Consider the following 9232-nt stretch of genomic DNA (forward strand, 5'->3'; position numbering starts at 1 on the left):
TACGTTTGTGATCAGATTTCACTATTTTTTAGTGTTTTATCTCACAACTGATCCTGGCTTCATTTCTTTATCGGGGGTCAGAAGAGACACACGTTCTCCTGCATCGGCTGCCAATAGCATACCCTGGGACTCCACGCCACACAGTTTCGCAGGCTGGAGATTGACAAGCACATTGACGACCTTACCAACAAGTTCTTCAGGCTGATAATATTCTGCAAGACCTGCAACTATCTGCCTGGTTTTTGGTTCACCCACATCTACCGTCAGCTTGAGCAGTTTTTTGGATTTCTTTATCTTCTCAGCATTGAGGATCTTACCGACGCGTATATCCACTTTAGCGAAATCCTCGTAGGTGATCTGGTCTTTCAAAGGCACCACTGCAGGCTCTTCTTCCTGTATGCCTGCTTCCTTTGCAAGAGCCTTGCGTACTCTCTCATTGGAAATAACGGTCATCTCGTCTATCTTGGCATCTTCGATCTTATCAAAGAGAATGCTTGGATTAGAAAGTTTTGTACCTGCTACGACAGGCACCAGGGCCTCTTCATATCCTGCTGCATGCACATCTGAGCCCATACCTATCTGCTTCCAGGCGACCTCCATCTTTTCAGGCAGTGTGGGTTCGAAAAGCAGGATCAGCGCCTTTGCGATCTGCATGCAGTTCGCCAGCACCTCGGCACATGCCTCCCTGTTCTCCTTGATGAGCTTCCAGGGTTCATTGGACTGGAAGTAGGAATTACCGAAAGAAGCCAGTGCCATGGCGGTATCAATAGCCTTCTTGAACTCGAACTCCTCCATTGCAACTGTGACCTCATCAATGGTGTTTTTTACCTTTTCCATGATCTCAGGTGATATCCTGCCTGCCGGGATCTCACCGAAGTTCTTGAAATCGAACAGAAGACTTCGATAAAGGAAATTGCCAAGCACAGCCACCAGCTCAGTATTGATCCTTTCCTGGAATACCTTCCATGAGAAGTTGACTTCTTTGGTATGGGATGTGTAGCTTATCAGGTAATATCTGAGCAGATCAGCATGGAAACCATGGTCCAGGTAATCCTCCTGTACCCATACCACATACCCCCGGCTCTTGGAGAATTTCTTGTCCTCGATCTTCACCATGCCTGAAGACACAACAGCCCAGGGCTGGCTGTAATCAGCACCTTTGAGCATGGCAGGCCAGAAGATACAATGATGGTAGATTATATCCCCGCCGATGAAATGGACAATGGGACAATCGCCCTTCCAGAACTTCTCCCAGCTTTCATTATTAGCCTGGGCCCATTGCTCTGTAAAGGCAATATAACCTATAGGCGCATCCACCCATACATACACAACAAGATCATCATGGCCCGGGAACTTCACACCCCATTCCAGTGTCCTTGTGATACACCAGTCGGTAAGCTCCTGTTTGACCCAGCCAAGAGCATAGTTCCTGGCATTGGAAGTACCTTCCAGGTGTTCCAGGTGTTCCAGAAGGAAGTCCTTGAATTCAGACAACTTGAAAAAAAAGTGTTCCTGTTCCTTATATTGTGCAGGACCACGGCAAATGGTACAGGCGGGTTCTTTAAGCTCCCCGGGTTCCAGGTGTTTACCACAACCCTGGTCACATTCATCTCCTCTTGCATTCTGGCCACAGTGAGGACAGACGCCTGCAACATACCTGTCAGGAAGGAAACGGTCACATGCGGAACAATATGCTATCTCGATCACCTTTGGATAAACATATCCTTTTTCAATTAGCCTGTTCACAATATCCAGCGTACGGTTATGGTTTTCCGGGTCATCTGTTGTGCCGAAGGCATCGAACGTGATGCCCATGGACCTGAATATCTCATAGAAGTGCTTATGGTATATTCCCACCAGTTCTTTTGGGGTTATTTTCAATTCTTCTGCGTTCACAACTATAGGCGTTCCATGAGTATCTGAACCGCAAATGAAAGTTACTTCTTTGCCACGTTTTTTCAGGGACCTCACATAGATGTCCGCAGGAATGTACGTTCGCAGATGGCCTACATGGGCTTTACCGTTAGCGTAAGGAAGGCCACATGTAACAAGTACAGGTTTATCTTCAGGTAGTTTTGACATGTATGATCTCCGAAATGATATGAGCAGTATATATGGAATAGTTTTACTGATGAGGATAGAGTGCTTTTATAAAATATATTACGCTTGCATTAGTCAAGATAAGTATTTCAATGTTCATGTACATTCTCTTGCCAAGAAGGTATAATCCAGATGAATCCTGAAGATGTGGCAAATAGTTCCAATACAACTTATGGGGAAGAAACACCGGCCATGGAAAATGATCCTTATTCAGCAGGAAAAGTGGAAAAGGATGTTCCGGTAAGTGGAACTTCGGCCTATACCCGAAATACACCTCCGCCTATGGCACCCCGTAAAAGTAGATGGAAAATGTACCTGTTGCTGGCAGGATTTCTTGTTATCCTCATTGGCGCAAGCCTTGCAGCCATCATGGGTACGTTCGATGGCAATCTGTATTCCACAGGTGATAAGATAGCAGTGATCTACGTGGAAGGCTCAATTGTTTCCGGCAGCATATACAATGGATTGGGATATGCCACCCCTGACGGGATAAATGAGAATATCCGTAAGGCTGTGGAAGATGAAAGCGTAAAAGCTATCGTATTAAGGGTAGATAGCCCCGGAGGCTCTTCAACTGCAGGTGAGGAGATATATGAAGAAGTGAAAAGAGCTCATGAAGAAGGTATGCCTATTGTTGTATCCATGGGTAACGTAGCTGCCAGTGCAGCATATCATATATCAGTACCTGCTGACGTGATAGTGGCAAACCCTTCTACGATGACCGGTAGCATAGGTGTGATATGGACCTTTGAGAACATGTCTGCTTACTATGACCAGGAAGGAATAGAGTTCCATGTGGCTAAATCCGGAGAGTTCAAGGATATGGGTGGCTCGTGGAGAGGCCTCTCAGATGAGGAAAAGGAATACGCCGACAGTGTAATAATGGAAGTTTACGATACCTTCGTGACAAATGTCGCAGAAGGCCGTAATATGTCCGTAAGCGAAGTAAAGGATATTGCAGACGGCAGAATATACACTGGCAAAAAGGCAAAGGAACTGGGCCTGGTGGATGAACTCGGAAATTTCTATGATGCTATTGAGATTGCCACGGAACTGGCTGGCATAGAAGGAGAACCTACTGTAGTATATATGAACAAGCCTTCCCTTTCAAGCCTGTTATTCGGCTCAGAATCCGGAACTTCGAACTTATCTCTTGAAGCGATATTAGAACGGCATGAGAAGAGCCCATACGGGTATTTGTCCTGATGGAACTGGACAAATATCCTTATATTTCTATATCGTTCATCCTTAGAACAGAATAAAGAGATGGCTATTTTCGTTCAAGCTCCCTGCACTGCTCATGCCTGAAACAGTCCACAACATGATCATTGACCATGCCTACTGCCTGCATGAACGCGTAGATGATAATCGGACCCACGAAACTGAACCCTCTTTTTTTCAGGTCCTTACTTACCTTTTCTGCAATTTCGTTCTTTGAAGGGATCTCTGCCAGCGATGTCCATGAGTTCTGTACTGGCTTATGGTTCACAAAGCCCCATATGTAATTATCAAAAGAACCGAATTCATCCCTCACTTTTTTGAAAGCCCGGGCATTATTAATGGCAGACTGCACCTTAAGTTTGTTGCGGATTATACCTTCGTTCTTAAGCAGATCCTCCACTTTTGCATCATCATAGGCTGCAACCTTCTCATGATCAAAATTATCAAATGCCTTCCTGTAATAATTCCTTTTTTTGAGGATCGTTTCCCAGCTTAAGCCTGCCTGTGCACCTTCCAGCACAAGAAATTCAAAAAGTGATTGGTCATCGTGTATCGGCACACCCCACTCCTCATCATGGTATTTAAGAGCAAGATCACTGAAAGAAGCCCATTCACATCTTACTGGCATAAAGTGGATTGTGTAATTGGATAGTATTATATCTTCCTGATAGGAGAGAAGATAATTTCTATTTGTTGAAAGTTATATATAACAAGATACCATAATTTGTACTGGGGGAAATCATATGAAAGTGGGCTTGAGGTGCTTCATAGCATCTGTAATAGGGCTAGTGGCTACACTGACCATTGTTTTAATAATACCGATGGCAATGGCCCTGGAATCTGGGACAGAGCTGGCATATATATATTCTGCTGACGTAACAAGCGCAAAATATTACATTTCATTACTTGAAGATAGTGGATATCAGACAGACATGATACTACTGGAAAAAGGAGGAGATACCGACCTTTCAAAATATGATGTTATTATCATAGGACCCGATACCACGTGGAGTGAGACATATTCTGTGGACATTATAAAAAAGAGTAACAAGCCCCTTATAGGGCTTGGAGAGGGAGGATATGAACTTTTTGGGCAGCTAATATTGGGATCAGGGTATCCGAACGGCTGGCATGGGAGTGAGAACAGTATCTACGTGACCGATCCTTCACATCCGATCTTCCAGAAACCAAATAGCATCATGGTCCCTAGAGATGGCATATTGCAGCTTTACAGGTCCAGTGAACATGTTGGTATCTATATCCCATCAATGAGCACTGAAATGGTCATGCTGGGAAGAGAAACAGGGAACAAAGACCATTATCCACTATTGCTGGAAGAGAACAAATACCTGTTCTGGGGCTTTACCTCTTCACCTGAAAGCATGACGGACACGGGAAGAATTCTTTTTACTAACATCCTGGCATATATGACCGGAATTGAAACACGGTCTGAAGAACTTGAAAGAATAGAAAGACCGAATATAGTAGAGCGCCCTGTTGTAGTAACGCCTGAACTTATGAGAATTGAGATCTTACAGGAACCCCTTGTATTTGCCACCCCGGTGGAAACAATACAGAAAAAGATAGGAGATAGTGTTGATCTGGGAGACGGTTACATACTACTGATAAGCGAAGTGAATGCTAACGGAGAGGTAGTGGTGCAGCTTGAACAGAATGGAGAGCGCATCGATGAGAAGGTCCTGGTGAAAGATCAGAACTACCTGCTGCCCAAAGCAACCGGGCAGAACATTAGCATAGGGATAGGAAGTATCAATGTGGGTGCCGTGCCAGCAGACACTCACCTCACGATGCTTGTTGTACCCTACCTTCTTCTGACAGTGGTGTCACAACCTGCAGGAGCCGATATTTTCATTGATGGCAAAAGGATAGATTCCACTCCTAAGGACAACATGATCCTTACAGATTTTGATGAGCATAACTTGCAACTGGAACTTGAAGGCTATCAGAAATACGAAGAGAACATCAGATTCACACAGGGAGGAGAATCAAAGATAGTGAGGTCAATAAAGCTGACAAGTTCCGTGATGCAGGAACAGGCATTAGATCAGTCTGAAGAAAAAGATGAGGGCAAAGAAACTGGAGAAGCGAAAGGCACAGTGACCGATGAAGAAGATAAGCTACAGGCAGAGAAAGGGTCAGAAGAACAAGAGTCTGTACCTTCAAAGGAAGCAGAACCTGAAAGAGTACCTGGGTTCCTGCTTATTACAGCATTTATGTGCGTGATATGCGGATATGGCTTAATTAGATCGAAGAGAGGATAACTGGAAAAGATTCATGTGATGGACATGTGGGCAGAGAAGTTCTTTTGCAGGTTCTCAGGCAATTACCTAATATACTCACTGGGAATAACTCTCAGTATATTCTTTTTGTATCTGCTGCTATCTGCAAAAGTACGGTTCCTTTTCCTTACCTCATATAATATGCTATCCCTGGCATCTACAAGCATACTTATGGGCTATCAGTTCGCCCTTATAACCTACTTATTCTCCAATGTGAAAACCACCTTTGACCGAATAATGCCTCTTTTCAGAGAAAATGGCTTCGTATCCCTCCAAAATGAACTGAAAATGTGGCTCGGGAATAAAGGTACTTTAAACAGGACCATCCTGCTGGTGATCATGCCTTTCATGCTCCTGGAAATCATAAGATTCTGGCAGTGGAAATACTCAGAAGGAAAAATACCTCTGTACTTTTCCCTGTTCGACCCATCCAGTCACTGGGCTTTTCTGCTTGACGTGATAAATCATATCCTGGAATACCTGATGTATGTAATGCTGGCGATCACAGTCTGGTTTGTGATCGGTCTTACTAAAAATATTGGTTCCCTGAAAAAGGACCCTGCCATAAAGATAGATGTTTTCCATGCTGATGGGATGGGAGGCCTGAAACCTGTACAGGGTTTCATGCTGATGGTAGTGATCAATTATTTTATCATCATTGCTCTGGCAATTGTATCATTTATTTCCCCCAGGTCAGTAGTGTCATATGAGACCGTGTTCCTGCTCATTCTGCTGCTGCTGGGAATATATCTCTTCGTTGTTACTATGAGTACCACAAAAACGCTGATGGACAGAGCTATCGGGGGGGAACTGGACAGGATAGATGACAGGTATCGGATGAACTATGAAAGATTACTTGAGATGACATCGCAGGAAAAATATGAGTGGGAAGAAAAAGAAATGGAAAAATTGCAACTTGCCATGGAGTTCCTTGAAAAGGAAGAGAACAGGATCAGACAGATACATGATAAGAACTCGAGCAAGAAAGCGATATCCGCTTTTATTGGCTCTTTCCTGATACCTTCACTCACACTTGCAGAGGACCTGACAGGTATGTCAGCTCAAGCCATGGTAGAATGGCTCATAAAACATCTATTATGGTCTTAACGTCAACTTCGGAAAATTATAATTAAGTAAAGGGGTTGGAATGAGAACATCATTTGACATGCGTGCAGAAGAATACGATTCCTGGTACGACCGGCATATTAAGGTGTTCGATTCCGAGCTGGCAGCTATTAGGAAAGTGCTGGGACCCATACAAGCAGAACAAAGATGCCTGGAGATAGGAGTGGGCACTGGCAGATTTGCGCAAGCCCTGCATATCACATATGGCGTTGATCCTTCCCCAGGGATGCTGGAATTAGCCAGAAAGCGAAATATCGTTTGCGTGCAGGCGGTGGCCGAAAGTTTACCGTTCAAAGAAAAGAGCTTTGATGTGATCCTTATGGTCACTGTGGACTGTTTTTTGACGGACCTGCAGCAAGCATTCTCTGAGGTTTACAGAACACTTAAAACAGATAGCAAACTGATCCTGGGAATGGTAGACAGGAACACGGAACTTGGAAACGTGTACGAGACAAAATATGAGAAAAAGCAACATGAAAAAGGATTTTACACATGTGCAAGACTCCATTCAGTTGAAGAAGTATCTGAATGCATCCGTGAAGCTGGTTTCAGGGACATTACTATGGTTCAGACGCTTTTCAGGCCACTGGAAATGATAGCAGATGTTGAACCTTTCAGAAGCGGATATGGAGAAGGAGGATTTGTAGTAATCGGTGCAAATAAAGGAGAACATAACACAGTGGATAAGTACTCAAAAACCAATATATGATCAAGGATTTGAACGTAGCAGCAAATATACAAAAGGGGAGTATGAAATGCAAGAGATAGGCAAAGATTTCATGAAATTGACGAGGTTCCAGTACCTTGGAAAAGCACCACAGAACGCCGGATATCCTCAACCGCCTTTACAAAAGGAGCCAGATGATGCGATAGAGGTCATCGAACTACCGAAACCAGATACCATTCATGTCAAAGACATGCCTGTAAGGCGTGCCATAGAACATCGTACCAGCGTGCGCAGCTATTCTGACAAACCTCTTACCCTGAACGAACTTTCGTACCTGTTGTGGTGTACACAGGGAGTTAAAGAAACCATAGAGGACGTCGTCACTTTCAGGACCGTGCCCTCGGCGGGAGCAAGACATGCACTTGAGACATACCTGCTGATCAACAATGTAGATGGTCTTGAGCCCGGCCTATACAGATTCCTTGCCATAGGACATAAACTACTGCAACTGGACATCGAGAACGACATGGCAAAAGAGATCACAGAAGCGTGCCTGGGACAGGATTTTGTAAAGAAGAGTGCAGTAACGTTCATCTGGACAGCGGTGGCATATAGGATGAAATGGAGGTATGGAGAAAGAGGATACCGTTACCTGCACCTTGACGCAGGTCATGTATGCCAGAACTTATACCTTAGTGCAGAAACCATTGATTGTGGTGTTTGTGCCATAGCGGCCTTCCTGGATGATGACATGAACGAACTGCTTGATATAGACGGTGAGCAGGAGTTCGTGATCTATATTGCCACAGTGGGTAAGAAATGAAGGGTGAGAACAAAACCCTGGTCCTTAAGGAATTACAGGTTATTCCTGGAGTCGGTGGAAAGACCGCAGAAGATATCTGGGAATTGGGTATTCGTTCCGTGGCAGATCTGAAGGGAAAAGACCCTGAAGAACTCTACCTGAGACTATGTGATAATGCCGGGATGAAAATAGACAGGTGCATGCTCTATGTATTCAGATGCGCAGTGTATTATGCATCGAATGAAGAGCATGACCCACAACTGCTTAAATGGTGGAACTGGAAGGATAATAAATAATTCCTGTATTCACCACATATAAGGAAAACAAGACTATTTCAGATCCACCAGGTCCAGTCCCAGGTATTCCTTGATCACTATATAGGCCATTGCCGGTGGGAAAGCGCCAACATCTGTGATTATGAGGTCGATGTATTCCGGCGGTGTGATATCGAAGGCCGGATTTCGTACTTTTACATTTGGCATCTCTTTGAGCATATCGGGGTCTATGACCTCGTCACTTGAGCGATCCTCTATCTCCACGATCTGACCCAGAATGGTATTAGGACTGAATTTATAGGTTTCGGCTGCAACCAGGACGTTCTTGCGGGCTTCCCTGGCTGCCAAAGCAAGCTGGGAAGTACCTATCTTATTGACCAATGCACCATTAACAGCAATGGAATCAGCACCCACGACCACAAGATCCACATCTTTCATGACCAGCCTCACAGCTGAGTCCACAATGAGCGTAGTGGGGATACCTGCATCGTTCAGTTCCCTGATAGTGATGAAACCCTGTCTGCGGGGTCTGGATTCCGTGGCGATTACAGATATCTTTTTGCCCTGTTTAAAGGCTGTCTTGATGATGGCGATAGCTGCATGAGAATTGCAATGTGTCATAATGACACCACCATCACGGATACGCCTGGCACCTACCCGACCGATCTTATCAAGGGCTTCATTGGCATTTGTGATGAAACTCTCGGAATTGGCAACTATCTCAGCAATGGCTTCGCTGACA

The 9232-nt window shown here is 44.6% G+C and carries 9 protein-coding genes; 6 read left to right on the forward strand and 3 right to left on the reverse strand.

Features of this window, described 5'->3' with window-relative positions; translation table 11 throughout:
• Positions 1–36: 36 nt before the first annotated feature.
• Positions 37–2082: a methionine--tRNA ligase gene (metG, locus tag AB7U21_RS07925; protein ID WP_333787129.1), complete on the reverse strand. Its 2046-nt coding sequence runs from the start codon at positions 2080–2082 to the stop codon at positions 37–39.
• 150 nt (positions 2083–2232) lie between these two features.
• Between metG and sppA the strand changes: the two genes are divergently transcribed.
• Positions 2233–3306, forward strand: a complete 1074-nt coding sequence (gene sppA / locus AB7U21_RS07930) for a signal peptide peptidase SppA (protein ID WP_333787130.1) — start codon at positions 2233–2235, stop codon at positions 3304–3306.
• 64 nt (positions 3307–3370) lie between these two features.
• Here the strand turns inward: sppA and AB7U21_RS07935 are convergent, their stop codons facing one another.
• The gene (locus AB7U21_RS07935; protein WP_333787131.1) at positions 3371–3949 is read right to left on the reverse strand and encodes a DNA-3-methyladenine glycosylase I; all 579 of its coding nucleotides are present in this window, start codon (positions 3947–3949) and stop codon (positions 3371–3373) included.
• 115 nt (positions 3950–4064) lie between these two features.
• Between AB7U21_RS07935 and AB7U21_RS07940 the strand changes: the two genes are divergently transcribed.
• Genes AB7U21_RS07940 through AB7U21_RS07960 form a run of 5 tightly spaced genes read left to right on the forward strand, consistent with a single transcriptional unit; the run spans position 4065 to position 8511 of the window.
• On the forward strand, positions 4065–5603 hold the full coding sequence (locus tag AB7U21_RS07940) for a PEGA domain-containing protein (RefSeq protein WP_333787132.1): 1539 nt from the start codon (positions 4065–4067) through the stop codon (positions 5601–5603).
• An 18-nt stretch (positions 5604–5621) separates the two neighbouring features.
• Positions 5622–6728, forward strand: coding sequence for a hypothetical protein (locus tag AB7U21_RS07945; RefSeq protein ID WP_428388150.1), 1107 nt, complete (start codon positions 5622–5624; stop codon positions 6726–6728).
• A gap of 40 nt (positions 6729–6768) precedes the next feature.
• Positions 6769–7455 (forward strand): class I SAM-dependent methyltransferase, encoded by a 687-nt coding sequence (locus AB7U21_RS07950; RefSeq protein ID WP_333787134.1) that lies wholly within the window; start codon positions 6769–6771, stop codon positions 7453–7455.
• A 46-nt stretch (positions 7456–7501) separates the two neighbouring features.
• The gene (locus tag AB7U21_RS07955) at positions 7502–8236 is read left to right on the forward strand and encodes a SagB/ThcOx family dehydrogenase (protein ID WP_333787135.1); all 735 of its coding nucleotides are present in this window, start codon (positions 7502–7504) and stop codon (positions 8234–8236) included.
• Positions 8233–8511, forward strand: a complete 279-nt coding sequence (locus tag AB7U21_RS07960) for a helix-hairpin-helix domain-containing protein (RefSeq protein WP_333787136.1) — start codon at positions 8233–8235, stop codon at positions 8509–8511. The genes AB7U21_RS07955 and AB7U21_RS07960 overlap by 4 nt, the downstream gene beginning before the upstream one ends.
• Positions 8512–8544: 33 nt before the next feature.
• Here AB7U21_RS07960 and AB7U21_RS07965 read toward each other — a convergent pair.
• Positions 8545–9232, reverse strand: a 688-nt coding sequence (locus AB7U21_RS07965; RefSeq protein ID WP_428388153.1) for a ribose 1,5-bisphosphate isomerase, incomplete at its 5' end; no start/stop codon positions are given.

Origin of the sequence: Methanomethylovorans sp., assembly GCF_050177135.1 — an archaeon.
GTDB lineage: Archaea > Halobacteriota > Methanosarcinia > Methanosarcinales > Methanosarcinaceae > Methanomethylovorans.

Excerpts from the sequence above, each read along its gene's own strand:
- metG (WP_333787129.1), bottom strand. The coding sequence starts at position 2,082 with ATGTCAAAACTACCTGAAGATAAACCTGTACTTGTTACATGTGGCCTT.
- sppA (WP_333787130.1), top strand. The coding sequence starts at position 2,233 with ATGAATCCTGAAGATGTGGCAAATAGTTCCAATACAACTTATGGGGAA.
- AB7U21_RS07935 (WP_333787131.1), bottom strand. The coding sequence starts at position 3,949 with ATGCCAGTAAGATGTGAATGGGCTTCTTTCAGTGATCTTGCTCTTAAA.
- AB7U21_RS07940 (WP_333787132.1), top strand. The coding sequence starts at position 4,065 with ATGAAAGTGGGCTTGAGGTGCTTCATAGCATCTGTAATAGGGCTAGTG.
- AB7U21_RS07945 (WP_428388150.1), top strand. The coding sequence starts at position 5,622 with ATGGACATGTGGGCAGAGAAGTTCTTTTGCAGGTTCTCAGGCAATTAC.
- AB7U21_RS07950 (WP_333787134.1), top strand. The coding sequence starts at position 6,769 with ATGAGAACATCATTTGACATGCGTGCAGAAGAATACGATTCCTGGTAC.
- AB7U21_RS07955 (WP_333787135.1), top strand. The coding sequence starts at position 7,502 with ATGCAAGAGATAGGCAAAGATTTCATGAAATTGACGAGGTTCCAGTAC.
- AB7U21_RS07960 (WP_333787136.1), top strand. The coding sequence starts at position 8,233 with ATGAAGGGTGAGAACAAAACCCTGGTCCTTAAGGAATTACAGGTTATT.